The sequence below is a fragment of the Streptomyces sp. NPDC057002 genome, assembly GCF_042673825.1.
In the GTDB taxonomy this organism is placed as follows: Bacteria; Actinomycetota; Actinomycetes; order Streptomycetales; family Streptomycetaceae; genus Streptomyces.
Genome location: NZ_JBHURZ010000001.1, coordinates 405554 through 424171, shown reverse-complemented (window position 1 = coordinate 424171; position 18618 = coordinate 405554). Strand labels below are relative to the sequence as shown.

The 18618-nt window shown below is 70.9% G+C and carries 18 protein-coding genes; 10 read left to right on the top strand and 8 right to left on the bottom strand.

Translation table 11 applies throughout. The annotated features are described in order from the left end of the window. The first annotated feature begins 22 nt into the window (after window positions 1–22). A complete protein-coding gene (locus ACFT32_RS01930) occupies window positions 23–1021 on the top strand; it encodes a CU044_5270 family protein (protein ID WP_382484667.1) in 999 nt (332 codons plus the stop codon). A 45-nt stretch (window positions 1022–1066) separates the two neighbouring features. Here the strand turns inward: ACFT32_RS01930 and ACFT32_RS01925 are convergent, their stop codons facing one another. Together ACFT32_RS01925 and ACFT32_RS01920 are read right to left on the bottom strand one after the other, a co-directional pair. Further along, entirely contained in the window at window positions 1067–1432 is a 366-nt protein-coding gene (locus ACFT32_RS01925; protein WP_382484665.1) for a nuclear transport factor 2 family protein, read from the bottom strand. 124 nt (window positions 1433–1556) lie between these two features. Beyond that, a complete protein-coding gene (locus ACFT32_RS01920) occupies window positions 1557–3311 on the bottom strand; it encodes an ABC transporter ATP-binding protein (RefSeq protein ID WP_382484663.1) in 1755 nt (584 codons plus the stop codon). A 182-nt stretch (window positions 3312–3493) separates the two neighbouring features. Here ACFT32_RS01920 and ACFT32_RS01915 point away from each other — a divergent pair, with 182 nt between their 5' ends. The 5 genes from ACFT32_RS01915 (at window position 3494) to ACFT32_RS01895 (ending at window position 7873) form a co-directional block, all read left to right on the top strand. Next, complete coding sequence (locus ACFT32_RS01915) at window positions 3494–4582, top strand: S-(hydroxymethyl)mycothiol dehydrogenase (protein WP_382484662.1); 1089 nt, start codon at window positions 3494–3496, stop codon at window positions 4580–4582. Continuing rightward, the gene (locus ACFT32_RS01910; protein ID WP_382484660.1) at window positions 4582–5211 is read left to right on the top strand and encodes an MBL fold metallo-hydrolase; all 630 of its coding nucleotides are present in this window, start codon (window positions 4582–4584) and stop codon (window positions 5209–5211) included. The genes ACFT32_RS01915 and ACFT32_RS01910 overlap by 1 nt, the downstream gene beginning before the upstream one ends. 104 nt (window positions 5212–5315) lie before the next feature. Then, complete coding sequence (locus tag ACFT32_RS01905; protein ID WP_382484658.1) at window positions 5316–6230, top strand: SDR family oxidoreductase; 915 nt, start codon at window positions 5316–5318, stop codon at window positions 6228–6230. Between the two features lie 28 nt (window positions 6231–6258). Beyond that, the gene (locus ACFT32_RS01900; protein ID WP_382484656.1) at window positions 6259–7044 is read left to right on the top strand and encodes an SDR family NAD(P)-dependent oxidoreductase; all 786 of its coding nucleotides are present in this window, start codon (window positions 6259–6261) and stop codon (window positions 7042–7044) included. Between the two features lie 133 nt (window positions 7045–7177). Continuing rightward, window positions 7178–7873 carry a L,D-transpeptidase family protein gene (locus ACFT32_RS01895; protein WP_382484654.1) on the top strand — a complete coding sequence of 232 codons (696 nt, stop codon included), beginning with the start codon at window positions 7178–7180 and terminating at the stop codon, window positions 7871–7873. 28 nt (window positions 7874–7901) lie between these two features. Here the strand turns inward: ACFT32_RS01895 and ACFT32_RS01890 are convergent, their stop codons facing one another. The 4 genes from ACFT32_RS01890 to ACFT32_RS01875 are packed head-to-tail and all read right to left on the bottom strand — an operon-like array spanning window position 7902 to window position 12392. After that, on the bottom strand, window positions 7902–9101 hold the full coding sequence (locus tag ACFT32_RS01890) for a Gfo/Idh/MocA family protein (protein WP_382484652.1): 1200 nt from the start codon (window positions 9099–9101) through the stop codon (window positions 7902–7904). A 29-nt stretch (window positions 9102–9130) separates the two neighbouring features. Then, window positions 9131–10474 carry an ABC transporter substrate-binding protein gene (locus ACFT32_RS01885; protein WP_382484650.1) on the bottom strand — a complete coding sequence of 448 codons (1344 nt, stop codon included), beginning with the start codon at window positions 10472–10474 and terminating at the stop codon, window positions 9131–9133. Between the two features lie 10 nt (window positions 10475–10484). Continuing rightward, window positions 10485–11408, bottom strand: coding sequence for a carbohydrate ABC transporter permease (locus ACFT32_RS01880; protein ID WP_382484648.1), 924 nt, complete (start codon window positions 11406–11408; stop codon window positions 10485–10487). 18 nt (window positions 11409–11426) lie between these two features. Continuing rightward, window positions 11427–12392, bottom strand: coding sequence for a carbohydrate ABC transporter permease (locus tag ACFT32_RS01875; protein WP_382484646.1), 966 nt, complete (start codon window positions 12390–12392; stop codon window positions 11427–11429). Between the two features lie 171 nt (window positions 12393–12563). On the opposite strand from ACFT32_RS01875, the gene ACFT32_RS01870 reads away from it, so the two are divergent. The 3 genes from ACFT32_RS01870 to ACFT32_RS01860 all read left to right on the top strand — a co-directional run bounded on the left by ACFT32_RS01870 (window position 12564) and on the right by ACFT32_RS01860 (window position 14891). Further along, complete coding sequence (locus ACFT32_RS01870) at window positions 12564–13724, top strand: ROK family protein (protein WP_382484644.1); 1161 nt, start codon at window positions 12564–12566, stop codon at window positions 13722–13724. A 100-nt stretch (window positions 13725–13824) separates the two neighbouring features. Further along, complete coding sequence (locus ACFT32_RS01865) at window positions 13825–14010, top strand: hypothetical protein (protein WP_382484642.1); 186 nt, start codon at window positions 13825–13827, stop codon at window positions 14008–14010. Between the two features lie 56 nt (window positions 14011–14066). Beyond that, window positions 14067–14891 carry an EamA family transporter gene (locus tag ACFT32_RS01860; protein ID WP_382484639.1) on the top strand — a complete coding sequence of 275 codons (825 nt, stop codon included), beginning with the start codon at window positions 14067–14069 and terminating at the stop codon, window positions 14889–14891. Between the two features lie 38 nt (window positions 14892–14929). On the opposite strand, the gene ACFT32_RS01855 is transcribed toward ACFT32_RS01860, so the two are convergent. Beyond that, the gene (locus tag ACFT32_RS01855; protein WP_382484637.1) at window positions 14930–16267 is read right to left on the bottom strand and encodes a S1 family peptidase; all 1338 of its coding nucleotides are present in this window, start codon (window positions 16265–16267) and stop codon (window positions 14930–14932) included. A 117-nt stretch (window positions 16268–16384) separates the two neighbouring features. Further along, window positions 16385–17389, bottom strand: a complete 1005-nt coding sequence (locus tag ACFT32_RS01850; protein ID WP_382484635.1) for a hypothetical protein — start codon at window positions 17387–17389, stop codon at window positions 16385–16387. Window positions 17390–17413: 24 nt separating this feature from the next. On the opposite strand from ACFT32_RS01850, the gene ACFT32_RS01845 reads away from it, so the two are divergent. Further along, window positions 17414–18592 (top strand): MalY/PatB family protein, encoded by a 1179-nt coding sequence (locus ACFT32_RS01845; protein ID WP_382484633.1) that lies wholly within the window; start codon window positions 17414–17416, stop codon window positions 18590–18592. Window positions 18593–18618: the final 26 nt, after the last annotated feature.

Sequence of the window (18618 nt, the reverse complement as noted above, 5' to 3'; positions counted from 1 at the left end):
ACCGCCCCGAAGGAACACGGCCATGGCTGACGAACTCGAACTGCTGCGCGGCGCCAACCCGGTGCCGCACGACGGCCCCCACTTCGGCGACGGCCCCCTGGACCACGACGCGGAGCGCCGGCTCCGGCGACTGCTGCGCGAGCGGCCCGCCCGCAGCCTGTGGGACCGGCTGCTGCCGGGCCCTGGCCGGCCCCGGCTGGCCTGGGGGCTCGTGGCCACGGCCGTCGTCGCCGCCCTGACCCTCACCCTCGTGCTGAGCGGCCCGGACACCACACCGGCGGTCGCCGCACCCCGCCCGCTGGTGGTGCAGACCGGTTCCACCCCCGTGCCCCTGGACCGGCTGGCCGAACGTGCCGAGCAGGCCGCGGCCGACGGCTCGCCCCGTCTGCGCAAGGGCACGCACGTGCAGTCCTGGAGCCTGGGCATGTCGGACGACAAGCCCCCGATCACCCTGCCCGAGGAACGCATCGTGCGCTGGCGGGCCGACGCCGGCCACACCGAACTCGTCGTGGCCACCGACCCGAGGCACCCGGGCCGCCCGGTCCTCTCCGACGCGGGCGGCGAGCCACACCTCGTCGACGACGGGCACGTCATCAGCGACCGGACCTACCCGCCGAGCTGGAGCGACGCCCCGCCCCAGTCCCCGCCGCCGAACGACCCCGCACGGCTGCGCGCCTATCTGACGGAGGTTCAGTACAACGACGCGCCGCTGACCACGCCCCAACTGCTGGACGCCGTCGAGGTCCTGCTCGACCACTGGACCCTCGGCGCCCGGGAGACCGCGACGCTCGCCCGGCTCCTGGCCGGCACCGACGGACTGCGGCCGGTCGGCCGGGTGACCGACCGGCTCGGACGCCCCGGCCAGGCGTACGTCTACGACGGCTCCGGCATCCGCCACATGCTGATCACCGACCCGGCCACCGGTGCGGTCCTCGGCCTCGAGAGCACCTTCACCGCCGACGAACCGGAGTACGGCGTCAAAAAGGGCGACGTCATGTCGTACAGCGCCTGGATGCGCTGATCACGACGGTCCGGGGCGCGGGTGGCAGCGGGGGCCTCCCGCGTCCTACTCGTCCCAGGCCTGGATCAGGGTCTGTTCGGTGATCTTTCCGCCGCGCAGCGAGATCATGGACTCGGACAGGACGCGCACGCCGTCCGCGTACTCGCAGCTCTCGCTGTAGGCGGCCTCGTCACCCTGGACGACGCACCGCTCCATCTTGTGCGTCATGTCGCGGCTGTACACGTCCTCCAGCATCCGGCCGATCTCGTCCCGGCCGTGCAGGACCTTGGGGTGGCTGGGCTGGGTCGTGCGGTCCACGATGCGCAGCTCCGCGTCGTCGGCGTAGAGGGAGAGCAGAACTTCCGGGGTCTGTCCTTCCACGCCCCGGCGCAGGGTGTCTCGGTCGAAGGCGGGGTCTGCCGCGGTTCCCATGATGACCTCCTTCGAAGGGCCGCGACCCGACGGGGAGCGGGCCGCGAGAAGCCTCACCCTTGAGCCTCCTCCCGCCCGCCGGGCTCGGCAAGCGCAGCCGGGTCACCGGCCCCGGCCCGAAGGCTCAGCCGGCCGAGGCCAGGAACTGGGTCGCCGCCAGCTCCGCGTAGAGCGGGTCGGAGGTCACGAGTTCGCGGTGGGTGCCGACGGCCCGGACCCGGCCCGCGTCCATCACCACGATCCGGTCGGCCATCGTCACCGTGGACAGCCGGTGCGCCACGACGAGGACCGTGGTCGTACGGGCCACATCCGCGACGGTGTCCCGCAGCGCCGCCTCGTTCACCGCGTCCAGCTGCGAGGTCGCCTCGTCGAGCAGCAGCAGCCGGGGGCGGCGCAGCAGGGCGCGGGCGATGGCGACCCGCTGCCGTTCACCGCCCGACAGCTTGGTGCCGCGGTGCCCGACGAGCGTGTCGAGCCCTGTGGGCAGCCGGGCGATCAGGCCGTCGAGACGGGTCGTCTTCAGCACCCGCGCGAGCGCGTCCTCGTCCGCCTCCGGGTTGCCCAGCAGCAGGTTGTCCCGCAGGGAGCCCGACAGGACCGGCGCGTCCTGCTCCACATATCCGATCGAGGCCCGCAGTTGGGGCAGCTCCCAGTCGGACAGGTCCCGGCCGTCCAGCGTGATCACGCCGGAGTCGGGGTCGTAGAACCGCTCGATCAGCGAGAAGACGGTGGTCTTGCCGGCGCCGGACGGGCCCACGAACGCCGTCATGCCCTGCGCCGGCACGGCGAACGTCACGCCGTGGTGGACGTACGGCAGGTCGTCGGCGTAGCGGAAGCGGACGTCGTCGAAGGCGAGGGCGGCGGGCCGGGCGCCGGGGGAGGGGAGCGGCGCGAACCGGGCGGACGGCTCGGCGGGCAGGAGCAGTGCCTCCTGCATGCGGGTGAGGGCCGCGGCGCCCGTCTGGTACTGCGTGACGGCGCCGACGACCTGCTGTATCGGCGACATCAGATAGAAGACGTACAGCAGGAACGCGACCAGCGTGCCCACGTCGACGGCGCCGGTCGCGACGCGGGCGCCGCCCACCGCGAGCACCGTGATGAAGGCGATCTGCATGGAGAGCCCCGCCGTGTTGCCCGCGGCCGCCGACCACTTGGCGGCCCGCACGCTCTGCCGCCAGGACTCCTGCGCCGCCTCGTGCAGCGTGTTCTCCTCCCGGTGCTCGGCACCGGACGCCTTCACGGTGCGCAGGGCGCCGAGGACCCGCTCCAGCGAGGCACCCATGACACCGACCGCGTCCTGCGCCCGCCGGCTCGCCTTGTTGATGCGCGGCACGATCACGCCGAGGATCACCCCCGCACCCGCGATCACGGCCAGTGTGACGCCCAGCAGCACGACGTCCACCAGGCCCATCATCACGATCGTCGCGACGAGCGTGAGACCGCCCGTGCCCAGACCGACCAGCGAGTTGGTGGTGACCTGGCGCAGCAGCGTGGTGTCGGAGGTGATGCGGGCCATCAGGTCCCCGGGTTCGCTGCGGTCCACGGCCGTGATCCGCAGCCGCAGCAGATACGACGACAGGGCACGCCGGGCGCCCAGCACCACCGACTCGGCGGTGCGCTGCAGCACATACGAACCCAGGGCGCCCACCACCGCGTTGGCCAGCACCAGCGCCGACATCGCCAGCAGCGCTCCGGTGATGGCCCTCTCGTGCGACAGATCGTCGATCAGGCCCTTGGCCACCAGCGGCAGCAGCAGCCCGGTCGCCCCGGTGACCAGCGAGAGCACGGCACCGGCGGCCAGCGACCAGCGGTGCGGCCGGACGTATCCGAGGAGCAGCCGCCAGGGAGGCACGGCGGTATCGGTCTCTGCGAGGCTCACGTCGCTCCTTCGGCGTCGGGCGGGGCGTTCAGGCTACGGCGCGGGCCTCGTACGGTGCCCGGCATTTCGCCGGTGGGCGAACTTGTGATCATGCGTCTGAGGTGGCCGATCCGTGCTCCTTACCGATCAGTCGCGCGTAGGGTCGGAAGGGACGGACCCCGGCCGACGAAGGAGTCAGCGCGATGGCGCAGGAAGTACGCGGTGTGATCGCACCAGGCAAGGACGAGCCGGTGCGCATCGAGACGATCGTGGTGCCCGACCCCGGCCCCGGAGAGGCGGTCGTGCGCGTTCAGGCCTGCGGGGTGTGCCACACCGACCTGCACTACAAGCAGGGCGGCATCAGCGACGACTTCCCCTTCCTGCTCGGCCATGAGGCCGCGGGCGTGGTCGAGGCGGTCGGCGACGGCGTCACCGACGTCGAGTCCGGCGACTTCGTGATCCTCAACTGGCGCGCGGTGTGCGGGAAGTGCCGGGCCTGTCTGCGCGGGCGGCCCTGGTACTGCTTCGACACCCACAACGCCGGGCAGAAGATGACCCTCGCCTCGACCGGCCAGGAGCTCTCCCCGGCCCTCGGCATCGGCGCCTTCGCCGAGAAGACGCTGGTCGCCGCCGGGCAGTGCACCAAGGTCGCCCCGGAGGTCGCCCCGCAGGTGGCAGGGCTGCTGGGCTGCGGTGTCATGGCCGGCATCGGCGCCGCGATCAACACCGGCAACGTCGGCCGGGGCGACACGGTCGCCGTCATCGGCTGCGGTGGCGTCGGTGACGCGGCCGTCGCCGGGTCGCAGCTGGCCGGAGCGGCGCGGATCATCGCCGTCGACATCGACGACCGCAAGCTCGAGACCGCCCGGACGATGGGCGCCACCCACACCGTCAACTCGCGCGAGACCGACCCGGTCGAGGCCATCCGCGAGCTGACCGGCGGCTTCGGCGCCGACGTCGTCATCGAGGCCGTCGGCCGCCCGGAGACGTACAAGCAGGCCTTCTACGCCCGCGACCTCGCCGGCACGGTCGTCCTCGTCGGCGTGCCCACCCCGGAGATGAAGCTCGAACTGCCGCTGCTCGACGTCTTCGGCCGCGGCGGATCGCTCAAGTCGAGCTGGTACGGCGACTGCCTGCCCTCCCGCGACTTCCCCATGCTGATCGACCTGCATCTGCAAGGGCGCCTGGACCTCGGGGCGTTCGTCACCGAGACCATCCAGCTCGACGAGGTGGAGAAGGCGTTCGAGCGGATGCACCACGGCGACGTGCTGCGCTCGGTGGTGATGCTCTGATGACCACCCGAGTCGAGCACCTCGTCACCTCCGGCCGGTTCACCCTCGACGGCGGCACCTGGGACGTCGACAACAACGTGTGGATCGTCGGCGACGAACACGAGGCGATCGTCATCGACGCCGCCCACGACGCCGACGCCATCGCCAGGGCCGTCGGGGACCGCAGGCTCACGGCCATCGTGTGCACCCACGCCCACAACGACCACATCGACGCCGCCCCCGCCCTCGCCGAGCGCACCGGCGCCACCATCTGGCTGCACCACGACGATCTGCCGCTGTGGAAGCAGACCCACCCGGACCGCGAGCCCGACGCCTGGCTGGTCGACGGCCAGACGATCGAGGCCGGCGGCGCCGACCTGCGCGTCCTGCACACCCCGGGGCACGCGCCCGGCGCGGTGTGTCTGTACGACCCCGGCCTTGCCACCGTCTTCACCGGCGACACGCTGTTCCAGGGCGGCCCCGGCGCCACCGGCCGTTCCTTCTCGCACTTCCCGACGATCATCGACTCGATCCGCGACCGGCTGCTCACGCTGCCGCCCGAGACGAAGGTCCTCACCGGCCACGGGGACGCCACGACCATCGGCGCGGAGGCTCCGCAGCTGGAGGAGTGGATCGCCCGCGGCCACTGACGGCGTGCGGCCGGGACACACCGGCGAAGAAAAGACGACAGAAGATGTCCGGCTTACCCGTCACTCTCGAAGCACCACGCATTCACGGCAACGGGAGGTCGGACATGTCAGCTCCGCTGAAGGACAAGGTCGCACTGGTCGCCGGTGCGACCCGGGGCGCCGGACGGGGCATGGCGGTGGAACTCGGCGCGGCGGGCGCCACCGTCTACGTCACCGGACGCAGCACGCGCACCCGCCGCTCGGAGTACGACCGGCCCGAGACCATCGAGGACACCGCCGACCTGGTCACCGAGGCAGGCGGACAGGGCATCGCCGTACCCGCGGACCACCTCGACCCGGCGCAGGTCCGCACCCTCGTGGAGCGCATCGACGAGGAACAGGGCCGCCTCGACGTCCTCGTCAACGACATCTGGGGCGGCGAGAAACTCTTCGGATGGGACGTCCCGGTCTGGGAGCACGACCTCGACAACGGCCTGCGCCTGCTCCGGCTCGCCGTCGAGACACACGCGATCACCAGCCACCACGCCCTGCCCCTGCTGGTGCGCCACCCCGGCGGCCTGGTCGTCGAGGTCACCGACGGCACCGCCGACTACAACGGCGACAACTACCGCGTGAACTTCTTCTACGACCTCGCCAAGGCCTCCGTCCTGCGGATGGCCTTCGCCCTCGGCCACGAGCTCGGCCCGCGCGGCGCCACCGCCGTCGCCCTCACACCCGGCTGGCTGCGCTCGGAGCTCATGCTGGAAACCTACGGCGTACAGGAGGAGAACTGGCGCGACGCCCTGGAGCGCGTCCCCCACTTCGCCATCTCGGAGACTCCGCGCTACGTCGGCCGGGCCGTGGCCGCGCTCGCCGCCGACCCGGACGTGGCGCGCTTCAACGGCCAGTCCCTCTCCAGCGGCGGCCTCGCCCAGGTCTACGGATTCACCGACCTGGACGGCAGCCGCCCGGACGCCTGGCGGTACCTAGTCGAGGTCCAGGACGCGGGCAAGCCGGCCGACACGAGCGGCTACCGCTGAGCCACCCCCGGGGCAGTACGGTCGGCCCATGACGGACACCAGGCGCTTCGAGGGGTACGGGGTTCTCATCACCGGCGGGGCACGCGGCATCGGCGCCGCCACCGCCCGCCGGTTCGCACGGGAGGGCGCACGGGTCCTGGTGGCCGACCGGGACCCGGCCGAGGCCACGCGCACCGCGCGGGTGCTCCGGGACGAGGGACTCACCGCCGAGGGTCTCGCCTGCGACGTGGCCGACCGGGCGGCCGCCGAGGCCGCCGTCGCCCACGCCGTCGACACCTTCGGCTCGCTCGACGTGCTGGTCAACAGCGCCGCCCACTGCTCGCCCGACGCGCCCCTCTTCGAGGACGAACCGGACGAGTCGTGGGCGCGCGACCTCGATGTCACCTTGTCCGGCGCGTACCGCTGCTGCCGTGCCGCGCTTCCGCACCTGGCAGCCTCGGGCCGCGGCTCCGTCGTCTCCATCGGCTCGGTCAACGGCCTGCAGGACTTCGGCAACCACGCCTACAGCGCCGCCAAGGCCGGCCTGGGCTCCCTGACCCGCACCCTCGCCGGGCATGCCGCCGCGCGCGGTGTCCGCGTCAACCTGGTGGTGCCGGGCACCGTCCGCACCACCGCCTGGGAGGGCCGCGACGAGGACCTGGAGGCGCTGCGCCGGCTGTACCCCCTGGGCCGGGTCGGCGAACCGGAGGACATCGCGGCGGCCGTCACCTTCCTCGCCTCGTCCGACGCCTCCTGGATCACCGGCACCACCCTGGTCGTCGACGGCGGCCTCACGGCCGTCAACACGGGGTTTCACGAGGCCTTGCGCCCCTAGGCCGTGTCCGCAATGGCGGTGAGGTATGTCACCGTTTCGTCGCAGGCTGACCCCCCGCACAACCGAAGCCGCCTTTCGCCCGTCTAGCTGGCAGAACACCGCAGACTCACTCCGCGAAAGGGCATGACGAGCCATGGGGGACATACGCAGACGGGGAGCCGTCGCACTCGGGATCACCGGCCTGGTGGCACCGCTCACACTCGCGCTCGGCGCCACCCCGGCGCAGGCCGCGAGCTGCACCACGCAGACCGGCCCGTACCAGAAGCAGGTGGAGAAGTTCCTCGGCCGTCCGGTCGACGGCAAGCAGTCCGCCACCGACTGCAAGGCGATCCGCGCCTTCCAGACCAAGCACGGCATCTCCCCGAACATCGGCTATGCCGGGCCCGTCACCTGGGGCGTGATGGACCTGATGCTGAAGCAGAAGGCCGTCGGCACCAACCCCAACAAGGACGGCAAGTGCCCGGTGAACAAGGGCCGGATCGCCTGTGTGAACCTGACCCTCCAGCTGAGCTGGATCCAGGACGGCAAGAAGCTCGTCTACGGCCCGGTCCCGGTCCGTACGGGCCGCGACGGCCACGAGACCCGCACCGGCCTGAAGAAGATCTACTGGCGCAACATCGACCACGTCTCGTCGATCTACGACGTGCCGATGCCCTACAGCCAGTTCTTCGACGGCGGCCAGGCCTTCCACTCGGTCGGCATCAGCGTGTGGAACCCGCCGGGCTCGCACGGCTGCGTCAACATGACCAAGACCGACGCCAAGAAGTACTGGTCGCTGCTGAAGAAGGGCGACGACGTCTTCGTGTACGGCCGCAAGCCGGGCACCTGATCCCAGGCACCCGGCCCGCACAGGACCCTTACCGGGGCGCGTCTCCGAAGTCCGGGATCTCCAGCCGCACCCCGCCCTGCCGCGCGGAATCGTGCGCGATGATGCCCGGCAAGGTGTACCGGGCGGCCACCCACGCGTTCACCGACGGCAGGGTGCGCGAGTTGACCGCGGTCACGAAGTCGTCCACCAGGAAGTGGTGGCTGCCCTCGTGGCCGTTGTGCAGGTTGTCGAACTCCCTCGGCAGCCGCTCACGGTCGTGCACGGGCGCCGACCCGGAGGTGAAGGCGGCCCGCAGCTCCGGCGCGATGTGCTGCAGCGACGGGTCGTCGGGAGCCATGGTGGGCTTGGGCTCCAGCAGTTCGCTGATGTCCTTCACGCCCTGCTTGTCCTGCCACAGGGCGACCGTGGCGAGCTGCTCCATGCTCGCCTCGGTGCCGAAGAAGCGGAAGCGTGACTCGCGGATGTGCGAGGGGTAGCCCACCCGCCGGAACTCGTTCGTACGGAACGAGCCGCCGCCGGCGACCTCGAACAGCGCGGTGGCGTTGGAGAAGTCGTTGCCGAACTGGCTGATGCCCTTGTCGAAGACGCCGTCGCCCCGGTCGTCGAGGACACCGATCGCCGACACGCTGACGGCGTGCGTCTGCCAGGCGCCCAGCACCCCGCCGATCGCGTGCGTCGGGTACAGCAGCGGGGGATAGCTGGCGGTGGCCTTCCAGTTCTCGCCGCCGCTGTACTGGTAGGCCTCGTAGAAGCCCAGGTCCATGTCGTGGACGTAGTCGCCCTCGGCGTAGAAGAGCCGCCCGAAGGCGCCCTCGGCGATCTGGTTGCGGGCGTGGACGGTGGCCGGGTTGTACTCGCTGGTCTCGCCCATCATGTACGTCAGGCCGGTGGCCTTGACCGTGTCGATGATCGCCGCGATCTCCTCCGTGCTGATCGCCATGGGGACCGCGGAGTACACGTGCTTGCCGGCGTTGAGCCCCTGGAGCACCAGCGGGCCGTGCGTCCAGCGCTGGGTGAAGATCGCGACCGCGTCGACGTCCTCCGACTCCAGCATGGCCTGGTACGACGGGAAGACGCCGGCGAGGCCCTGCGCGGCGACGAGCTGTTCGGCCCTCTCGGGCAGCAGGTCGGTGACGTAGACGTCGCTGACGCCGGGGTGGGCCTGGAACAGGGTGGCGAACTGGCCCGAGAACTGTCCGGCGCCGACGATGCCGATGGAGAACGTCATGTAAGGCGTGCCCTTCACTGGTCCGGTGATCACTGGGAGAGGATCAGGTTGATCTGGTCGTTGGTCTGGTCGAGGCTGCTGACGGGCTTTCCGTTGCCGTAGATGTCCTCCATCGCCGGCTGCATGAGCGCCGTCATGTCGGCGGAGTAGCTGGCGATCGGGTACGAGAACGTCCGGAAGCGCTTCTTGTCGGCCACGGGGTCGGTGAACGACGAGACGTCGATGCCCTTCTTCCGGTACGCGGCGACGGCGGCCTCGGTCCCGGCCGCGGTGGCGGGGAAGACGACGCCGTACTTGCCGACGACGGTCTGGCACTTGTCCGAGGCCAGATACGCCACCCACTTCTTGGCGCCCGCCTTGTTCTTGGAGGCCTTGGTGACGGAATCGGCAAGGCCGTTCATCATGGTGGCGCGCTTGCCGGTCGGCCCGGCCGGCGTCCGGGCGGTCCTCATGTCCCGGCCCTTGAAGCCCGTGTAGGTGGAGATCATCCAGGCCCCGTCGAACGCGGTGGCCGCCTTCCCCGCGGCGACCTGAGTGTTCTGCTGGTTGGACTGGATGTTGTAGTCCGACAGCGGCGGCATGTAGCCCTTCTTGGCCAGTCCGAAGTACCAGTTGACGACCGACTGGAAGGTCTTGCTGTCGTACTGGTACTTCGTGCCCCAGCGCGCCTTGTCCAGGTAGTTCCACCCGGCCGAGCCGGTGAAGGGGCTCCACTGGGTCTGGCCGTCGCCGAAGCCGCCGCCGCCCGTGGCCAGGCCGTACACCTTGACGTTGTTCTTGTCGAAGCCCGGCTCGTCGCCGCGCGTGCCCTTCCTGTCCACCGTGAGGTGGGCGATGGCCTTCTCGAAGGTGCCACCGTCCTTGGGGTTCCAGGACAGCCTGTTGAGCTGGTCGGCGCTGAGCCCGGCCTCCTCGGTCATCTTCGAGTTGTAGAAGAGCGAGACGGTGTCCCAGTCCTTGGGAGTGCCGTAGCGGTGGCCGTCCTTGCCGACCCAGTTGGCGGCGAGGCCCGGCTGGTAGTCGGAGTCCTTGACACCGAGGTCGTCGAGCGGTTCGAGGACCTTCAGATCGGCGAACTGGCCGAAGTTCTGGATGTGGTCGGTGAACACGTCAGGCGCGGTGCCCGCGATGAAACCGGCCGTGAGCTTGGTCCAGTAGTCGCTCCAGCCCAGCTGCGTGATCTTCACCTTCAGTCCGGGGTTCTCCTTCTCGAACCCCTTGGCACAGGCCTGGTAGGCGGGCACTTGGTTGGCGTCCCACAGCCAGTACGTGACCGTGTTCGCCGACGATCCGGCCGCACCTCCCTGCGCGCATCCGCTGACCAGGGACAGCGCCAGCGCTCCGGTCGCCGCGACGAGCGTACGAATTCGCATCACAGTCCCCTTACTTGATCCCGGTGAAGCCGATGGAGCTGACGATGCGGCGGGCGAAGCATGCGAACAGCACGAGCATCGGCAGCGCGGCGATCAGCGTCGCCGCCATGAGCCCGGACCAGTCGACGCCGGTCGCCGGGGTCTGCGCCCGGAAGACCGCCAGCGCCACGGTCAGCACGCGCGAGCTGTCGCTGTAGGAGACCATCAGCGGCCAGAAGTAGTCGTTCCAGGAGGTGATGTACGTCAGCACGCCCAGCGTGATGATCGGCGTGGACGCCATCGGCAGCACCACCCGGAAGAAGATCTTGATCTTCCCGGCGCCGTCGAGCAGGGCGGCCTCCTCGACCTCCCGGGGGATGTTCATGAAGAACTGGCGCAGGAAGAACACCGCGAACGGCGTCATGAACATGGTGGGCAGCGCGATACCGAGGAGGGTGTCCACCAGGTGCAGTTGCTTGATGAGCACGAAGTTCGGCAGCAGCGTGAAGATGGCCGGCACCATCATCCCGGCCAGGAACAGGCCGAACATCTTGTCCCGGCCCCGCCAGCGCAGCCGCGAGAAGGCGTACGCGGCCATCGCGGAGAAGAAGATCTGACAGCCGGTGATCAGGGTGGAGACCAGCACCGAGTTGAGCAGATAGCGCCAGAAGTCGAGCCCGCCGCCGGCTCCGCCCTGTTTGACGGCCTCCTCGGCCGACTGCAGCCCCAGGGCCCGCTCGAACCCGCTCGTGGTGAGGTCCACCGGCAGTGGATTGGTCGGGTCGGCGTTCAGGCCCGCGTTGGTGGACAGCGCGGTGCGCAGGATCCAGTAGAACGGCAGCAGGGTGATGAGGACGACCAGTCCCATCACGGTCCAGGCGGCGGCCCGCCCGAAGGGAAACCTGCGCCGGACCGGTCGCAGGGTCGTAGGCGTCGTTGTCGTCACGGCAGCCATGCGGATGTCTCCTTTCCGTCAGCCGAGGTCGGTCCGGCCGGCCCGGGTGAGCCGGTACTGGAGGATGGTGATCGCGCTCAGCACGACCAGGAGGGCGACGGACATGGCCGAGGCGTAGCCGAACTGGAAGCGCCCGAAGGCGGAGCCGTAGATGTAGAACTGGAGCACGTTGGTGGCGTTCGCCGGACCGCCCGCGGTGGTCACCGCGACGGTGTCGAACACCTGGAACGACCCGATCACCGTCATGATCAGCACGACCGCGAGCACCGGCCGCAGCAGCGGCATGGTGATCCGCCAGAACATCCGCCACTCGCTCGCGCCGTCCACCCTGGCCGCCTCGTACATGTCGTTCGGTATCGCCTGGAGGCCGGCGAACAGCAGCAGGGCGGTGTATCCGACGTGCCGCCACACGTTGATGAGCGCGATCGTCGGGATCGCCCAGGTCTCGTCGGCGAGGAACGGGATGCGGTCGGCGCCGAGGGCGCTGATGATCTCGTTGCCGATGCCGAGCTGTGTGTCGAGGATCCAGAGCCAGACGAGGCCGGCCACGACGTTCGACATCAGATACGGCGTGAGCACGATCCCGCGCAGCATCGCCGACTGGGTCAGCCGCTGCAGGAGGACGGCCATGGCGAGCGCCGCGACCGTCTGCACACCGATGTTGATGACGACGTACTCGACCGTGACCCACAGCGAGTCCCAGAAGATGGGGTCGTTGACCATGCGGACGTAGTTGTCCAGGCCCACCCACTCCGCCGGCGTCAGGAGGTTGAAGCGGGTGAAGCTCAGATAGATGCCCCGGAGCGTCGGCCAGAGCAGGAAGACCAGGAAGCCGAGCAGCGCCGGCGCGATGAACACCGCGGCCAGCCGTCCGTCTCCCCGGTCGTCCCCCACCTGGGTCCGGTGTGTCCTGGGTTTGCTGCGGGCCTCCGCGGCGCCGCCCGTGGGCAGACGTGACGGAGGACTGCTGGAGGCGATGGTCATCGGGCGACTCCCTCGCATACGGCGGCTCGTCCTCTGGCGGGACTTACTTTTGGTGCGAAACAATTGCTGCGTCAAGGGGTGCGCAAACATCTTTTCCCAGGAACCGTCATCGCCTTAGAGTGGTCATGTTGGTTTCAGTGCGAAAAAAAGGCTGAGGGGAGTCGGACGTAGATGACCGCAGGCACCGCCGGCTGGCTGCCGCTGAGCGCGGGGGAGCGCTCCGTGGCGATCGAAGTGCTCGTCCACGGCCCGCTGTCCCGGACCGAGCTCGCCCGGAGGCTGGGCCTGTCGGCCGGCAGCCTCACCCGGCTGACCAAGCCGCTGATCGAGTCGAACCTGCTGATCGAGGCGGCCGAGGCCGGAGCGCCGGCGGAGGCCCGCCAGGGCCGCCCCTCACAGCCGCTGGACGTGGTCGCCGACTCCGGGTCCTTCCTCGGCTTCAAGATCACCGAAGACACGGTCTACTGCGTCGTCACCACGCTCCGCAGCCACATCGTGGCCCGCCACGACCGTCCGCTCACCACTCATGACCCCGCCGAAGTCGCCGACTTGCTCGGCGCGATGACCGCCGAACTGGCCGCCGAACACCCCCGTCTCGCCGGGATCGGCATCGGGGTCGGCGGTTTCGTCCAGGACCGGGCCGTGGTCGGTGAGTCCCCCTTCCTGCTGTGGCGGGACGTCCCCCTCGCCGAACTCGTCGAGCAGCGCACCGGACTGCCCGTGGTCGTCGAGAACGACGTCGCCGCCCTGGTCGAGGCTGAGACCTGGTTCGGAGCCGGGCGCGGCCTGGACCGCTTCGCCGTCCTCACCATCGGCGCCGGCATCGGCTACGGGCTCGTCCTGGGCGGCAAGCGGGTGCCCTGCGCCGAGGAGGACCGCGGCTTCGGCCGGCACTGGATCGTGGACCCGGGCGGCCCGCTCACCCCGGACGGCCGGCGCGGCAGCGCCGTCTCGCTGCTGACCATCCCCAACATCCGCTACCAGGTCCAGGCCGCCACCGGCCGCGACCGGACCTACGAGGAGATCCTCGCGCTGGCCGCGGCCGGGGAGCCGATGCCCGCCCGGGTCATCGGTGAGGCCGCACGCGCGCTGGGCACGCTCGTCGCCCAGATCTCCAACTTCGTGATGCCGCAGAAGATCCTGCTGGCGGGGGAGGGTGTCGGGCTGATGGATGTGGCGGGCGACACGGTCGAGGAGGCCATCCGCGACAACCGGCATCCCCTGGCCGCACCGGTCGACCTCGAGACGAAGGTGTCCGATTTTCACGACTGGGCGCGAGGTGCGGCCGTGTTGGCTATCAAGGTGCTGGTCCTGGGATCTGCCGAAGCGTGAACAGCCTCACGTTTACCGGGAGATGGACGTGATCAGTAACACTGTCCGGAATGTCCGTTTGGCTCGTGATTACTCACATCGCCTTCACGTCCGGGACCGTATGCTTCACAGCATGTCCACCACTGTTGAATCCTCTTCCGAGCGATCGGCTGACGAGGTCAACGAGGAGATCCGGGCCCTGTGGCGCCGGTCGGGCGGGACACTGAGCGTCGAGCAGCGTGAGGAGTACCAGCGGCTCGTCCTGGAGTGGGCCGCCGCGGCTCCGCAGTCCGTGCCGGCGGCCTGAGCTTCGGCCAGGTCCGCTGACGCATCGGACCCTCGTCCCGGGGCACCCCTGATCCAATGGGTGCCCTTCTCGCACTTGCCTCGGCCGTCTGCTACGGCATCGTCGACTTCGCCGGCGGCCTGCTGTCCCGGCACATCCACCACGCCGCCGTCACCTTCTTCGGCCAGTTGGGCGGGCTGTTGCTCGCCTGCGCCGCCGCGCTCCTCCTGCCCGCCGACGCCGTCCACACGACCGATCTGCTGTGGGGCGCGCTGTCCGGCGTCGGCAGCGGCTTCGCCATGCGGTTCCTCAACCGGGGGCTGAGCAGCGGTGCCATGACGGTCGTGGTCCCCGTGAGCGCCGTCACCGGCGTCGCACTGTCGGTGCTGTGCGGGGTGCTCCTCCTCGGCGACCGTCCTGGCACCCTGGCCTGGCTCGGCATCGCCGTGACGGTGCCCTCGTTGTGGTTCGTGTCCGGGGGCAGGGCCGGTGCGGGGAAGGGAACATCGGACGGACTGCTCGCCAGCGCGGGCGTGGCCGTGCAGTACCTCGCCCTCGGCCAGGCCGGTCCGGAGAGCGGGCTGTGGCCCGTCGCCGCGGGCCGTGTCGCCGCCGTCCTCGTCCTCCTGCCGGACGCCGCTCGCCACGCCCGCCGGCTGAAGCTGCCGGCCGTCCGCTGTGTCCAAGCCCTCGCCATCGGCGCCGGCGCCGCGCTCGGCCTCGTGCTGTATCTGCTCGCCGCCCAGCGGCAGTTGCTGGCCGTCGCCGTCGTCCTCGCCTCCCTCTACCCGGCCCTGCCCGTCGTCCTCGGTCTCGCGCTTCTGCACGAGCGGATCAGCCGCCGCCAGACCTTGGGGCTGCTGGGGGCGGGAGCCGCGACAGTGCTGCTCACCCTGGGGTGAGGGGAACACCCGCCGAGGTGCGCCAGCGTGTCCCGGCCTCACCCCCAAGTGGCCGAGTAGTACTGCCGGTACGCCTTGCGGTCCTGCTCCGAGCGGATCCAGCGGGTCGCCACCAGCGCGAGGAGGCTGCCCGCGATGACCAGCAGGCCGGGGCCGACGTTGCGCGGGTCGGTGAGCCGGGTCAGCAGGCTCGACACGTCCTCGCCCGTCACCGGCGCCGACGAGCCGGGCGAAGCGGCACCCGAGGCCGACGGCGCCGGTGCGGTGCCGCCGGCCTGCTTGGCCACGATCAGCTTGACTCCCAGCTCGGTCAGCGCCTTGGTCACCGGCTGGAAGAACGTCGTACCGCCTGCCTGGCAGTCCCCGCTGCCGCCCGAGGTCACCCCGAGCGCGATGCCGTCGGCGAACATCGGGCCCCCGCTGTCGCCCGGTTCGGCGCACACGTTCGTCTCGATCAGCCCGGTGACCGTGCCCTCGGGGTAGTTGACCGTCGCGTTCAGCGCGGTCACCTCGCCCTCGCGCAGGCCGCTGGTGCTGCCGCTGCGGAAGATCTTCTCCCCGACCTCGGCATCGGCCACCCCCGTGATCCGCACGCCCTCGTCCTCGCCGACCGCCACGACCTCCGCGCCCTTGCCGGCCTTGCCGCTGTCGTACTTCACCAGGGAGTAGTCGTCGCCGGGAAAGCTCCCCCTCTGTGAGGTGCCGACCTGATCGCGGCCCCGGTCGTCGGAGAACCAGACGGAACCGTCGGGTCCGCAGTGTCCTGCCGTGAGGATGTAGTCGGTCGTCCCGTCGGTCACGTTGAACCCCGCCGAACAGCGCCCGGCGGTCGACAGGATCGGCTCCGCGCCGTTGATCCGCGTCGTGAACGTGCCCTCGGTGCGCTCCATGCGCACGAAGCCGCCGATGCCGTCCGCGACCTCGGTCAGCCGGGACCAGTCGGAGGAGGAGACCGTTCTGTCGCCCCGCACCACCACCTGGTTGTTCTGGTAGTCCAGGGACCAGGAGGTCCCGGACACCCGCGGCGCCGAACGCAGCGTCGACGTGGCGGACTTGAGGGCGCTCATGCTGTGGTTCACCATCTTCGCCCGCGCACCGGCGCGCTTGACCTCGGCGGCCGCCTTCTCGTCGGTGACCGCGACGACCGGCCGCCCTGACGCGTCGACCCAGCTGCCCGCCGTGCGCGATGTCCCGAGCCGGGACACCAGGTCGGTGCCCATGCCCGTCCCGGGCTTCGCCGAGTAGGGGACGCCGACGGACGCGTCGGGGGGCTCGCTCGCCACAGCGCTGGTGACCATCGTTCCTCCGAGGAGGAGTCCGCCGACGGCCGCCAGCTGTGTCACTCGCCGGACGACCCGTCGTCGTGCGTGCCTCATGCATGGCTCCCGAACCCGAACATCGCGGTGCGAACACCGCGGGGCCCTCCTGGAGTTGAGCGCCCTGTTCTCCATACGGAGCGGAGCCGCGCCGTGTTCAGCGCGCGCGTGATCTCTTCACCGCCGGCGGGTGACCGGAGCGGCGAGCAGGGCCAGGCTGCGGGTGTCCCCCCACACCGAGGCCGGATCGACGTAGGGCCGCAGCAGGGCGGTGAGCGCGGCGTCCCCGCGTCCGTTCAGCTCGTCGGAGGCGATCTTGCGGGCGATCCCGGCCAGGAAATCCGCCACCTGCACCCGCGCGTCCTCACGCGCGACGACGAGCCGCAGCCCGGCCAGGCCGACCCCCGCCCGCCGGGCCGCCTCCTCGATCCACGCGATGCGGTCGGGCGTCAGCATGTTCTGCCGGTCGTGCACCAGACGCACCTGACGCCCGCCGCCGCTCCACAGCGCGGCCGTCCGTACGATCGCCGGGAGCAGCGGGTTGAGCACCGGGATCAGGGGCGGTCCGTCCAGGAAGTCCGCCCGATAGGACACCGCGCGGGACCGGGTCGCCCCGAGCCGGGCCAGGACCCTGCCCGCGTCGGTACGCGGATGCGCCTGCCGCAGGGCGTCGACCGTGTCGTAGAACCCTTCGACAGGGGCGCCCGGCTCTCCGTTGTTGCGGACCCGCAGCAACTGGTTGGCCGCCTCCAGGAACGACCGCCAGCCCTCCTCCCCGAAAGTCCGGCGTCCCTCGCGGAACAGGACGACGGCCGCGGCCGGGTCGCCCAGCAACAGGCCGGCCGCCCGGTCCACCACGAAGAACGTCTTCTCCATCAGATGCACCCGCGCCTGCCCGTGCATCGGCCCCTCCGGCACCAGCAGCCACTCCAGCACCGCGCGGTGCTTCTCCCGCAGCAGGTGGTTCGCCTTGTACTCCTCCGCGGGCGAACGGATCCGGTCCCGGATCTCCCGTACGGCCGCCGCGGCCGACGCCACCGACAGCGAGACACTGGCGTGCGCGAACACGTCCGTGTTCCCGCCGGTGAGGTTCTCGCCGTCCGACCCCGACTCGTCGCAGGCGATCTCCAGGAACCGGCCCGCCGGCCCTCCCCGCACCCCGTCCGCAAGATTCCCGCTCACCGCACAGCCCCCTATCGTGTGCCCATGACCAGGATCCCGCACGAGACGTCCGGTGAACCGAATCATCTGCGAGCCCTCACTCTCGACCGCCTCCGCCGCCGCACGAGCATGAAGTGGCGCACCTACCCCGAGGACGTGCTGCCCCTGTGGGTGGCCGAGATGGACGTACCGCTCGCCGAGCCCGTCGTGCGGGCCGTCACCGACGCCCTCGACCTGGGTGACACCGGCTACCCCGCCGGCACCGCCTACGCGGAGGCGCTGGCCGCCTTCGCCGAGAAGCGGTGGAACCGGGACGGGCTCGCCGTGGAGCGCACCGCGATCGTGCCGGACGTCATGCTGGGCGTCGTCGAGATGCTGAGACTGGTCACCGGGAACGGGGACGCGGTGGTCGTGAACCCGCCGGTGTACCCGCCGTTCTACCAGTTCATCGCGCACATGGACCGGCGCGTGGTGGAGGCCCCGCTCGGGCCCGACGGGCGTATCGACCCCGTTGTCCTGGAAGAGTCCTTCCGGCAGGCCGTCGCGTCCGGGAGCCGGGCCGCCTACCTGCTGTGCAGCCCCCACAACCCGACCGGTGTCGTCCACACGGCGGAGGAACTGTCCGCCGTCGCCGCGCTCGCCGAGCGGTACGGCGTGCGGGTCGTCGCCGACGAGATCCACGCGCCGCTCGTCGTCGGCGGCACGGACTTCGTGCCGTACCTGAGCGTGCCGGGTGCCGAGCGCGGCCTGTCGCTGATGTCGGCCTCCAAGGCCTGGAACCTCGCCGGGCTCAAGGCCGCCCTCGCGATCGCCGGGCCCGGGGCCGCCGCGGACCTGGCGCGGATGCCCGAGGAGGTCGGGCACGGCCCCAGCCATGTCGGCATCATCGCCCACACCGCCGCCCTGCACGACGGCGTCGCCTGGCTGGACGCCCTGCTGACCGGCCTCGACAGCAACCGGCGGCTGCTCGCGGACCTGCTGGCCGAGCGCCTGCCCGCGATCCGCTACCGCCCGGGCGACGCCACCTACCTCGCCTGGCTCGACTGCCGCGCGCTCGGCCTCGGCGACGACCCGGCGGACGTCTTCCTGCACCGCGGCCGCGTGGCCCTCAACTCCGGCCTCCCCTTCGGCACCGGCGGCGCCGGGCACGTCCGCCTCAACCTGGCGGCCTCGCCCGAAGTGATCACGGAGGCGGTACGGAGAATGACCGCCGCGCTGCGCTGACGGGACCCCCAGGGCCCCGGGGCGCG

Coding starts and splice junctions, on each gene's coding strand:
- ACFT32_RS01900 (WP_382484656.1), top strand. CDS start 6,259: ATGACGGACACCAGGCGCTTCGAGGGGTACGGGGTTCTCATCACCGGC.
- ACFT32_RS01875 (WP_382484646.1), bottom strand. CDS start 12,392: ATGACCATCGCCTCCAGCAGTCCTCCGTCACGTCTGCCCACGGGCGGC.
- ACFT32_RS01845 (WP_382484633.1), top strand. CDS start 17,414: ATGACCAGGATCCCGCACGAGACGTCCGGTGAACCGAATCATCTGCGA.
- ACFT32_RS01910 (WP_382484660.1), top strand. CDS start 4,582: ATGACCACCCGAGTCGAGCACCTCGTCACCTCCGGCCGGTTCACCCTC.
- ACFT32_RS01890 (WP_382484652.1), bottom strand. CDS start 9,101: ATGACGTTCTCCATCGGCATCGTCGGCGCCGGACAGTTCTCGGGCCAG.
- ACFT32_RS01925 (WP_382484665.1), bottom strand. CDS start 1,432: ATGGGAACCGCGGCAGACCCCGCCTTCGACCGAGACACCCTGCGCCGG.
- ACFT32_RS01855 (WP_382484637.1), bottom strand. CDS start 16,267: ATGAGGCACGCACGACGACGGGTCGTCCGGCGAGTGACACAGCTGGCG.
- ACFT32_RS01880 (WP_382484648.1), bottom strand. CDS start 11,408: ATGGCTGCCGTGACGACAACGACGCCTACGACCCTGCGACCGGTCCGG.
- ACFT32_RS01860 (WP_382484639.1), top strand. CDS start 14,067: ATGGGTGCCCTTCTCGCACTTGCCTCGGCCGTCTGCTACGGCATCGTC.
- ACFT32_RS01930 (WP_382484667.1), top strand. CDS start 23: ATGGCTGACGAACTCGAACTGCTGCGCGGCGCCAACCCGGTGCCGCAC.
- ACFT32_RS01915 (WP_382484662.1), top strand. CDS start 3,494: ATGGCGCAGGAAGTACGCGGTGTGATCGCACCAGGCAAGGACGAGCCG.
- ACFT32_RS01885 (WP_382484650.1), bottom strand. CDS start 10,474: ATGCGAATTCGTACGCTCGTCGCGGCGACCGGAGCGCTGGCGCTGTCC.
- ACFT32_RS01905 (WP_382484658.1), top strand. CDS start 5,316: ATGTCAGCTCCGCTGAAGGACAAGGTCGCACTGGTCGCCGGTGCGACC.
- ACFT32_RS01865 (WP_382484642.1), top strand. CDS start 13,825: ATGCTTCACAGCATGTCCACCACTGTTGAATCCTCTTCCGAGCGATCG.
- ACFT32_RS01870 (WP_382484644.1), top strand. CDS start 12,564: ATGACCGCAGGCACCGCCGGCTGGCTGCCGCTGAGCGCGGGGGAGCGC.
- ACFT32_RS01895 (WP_382484654.1), top strand. CDS start 7,178: ATGGGGGACATACGCAGACGGGGAGCCGTCGCACTCGGGATCACCGGC.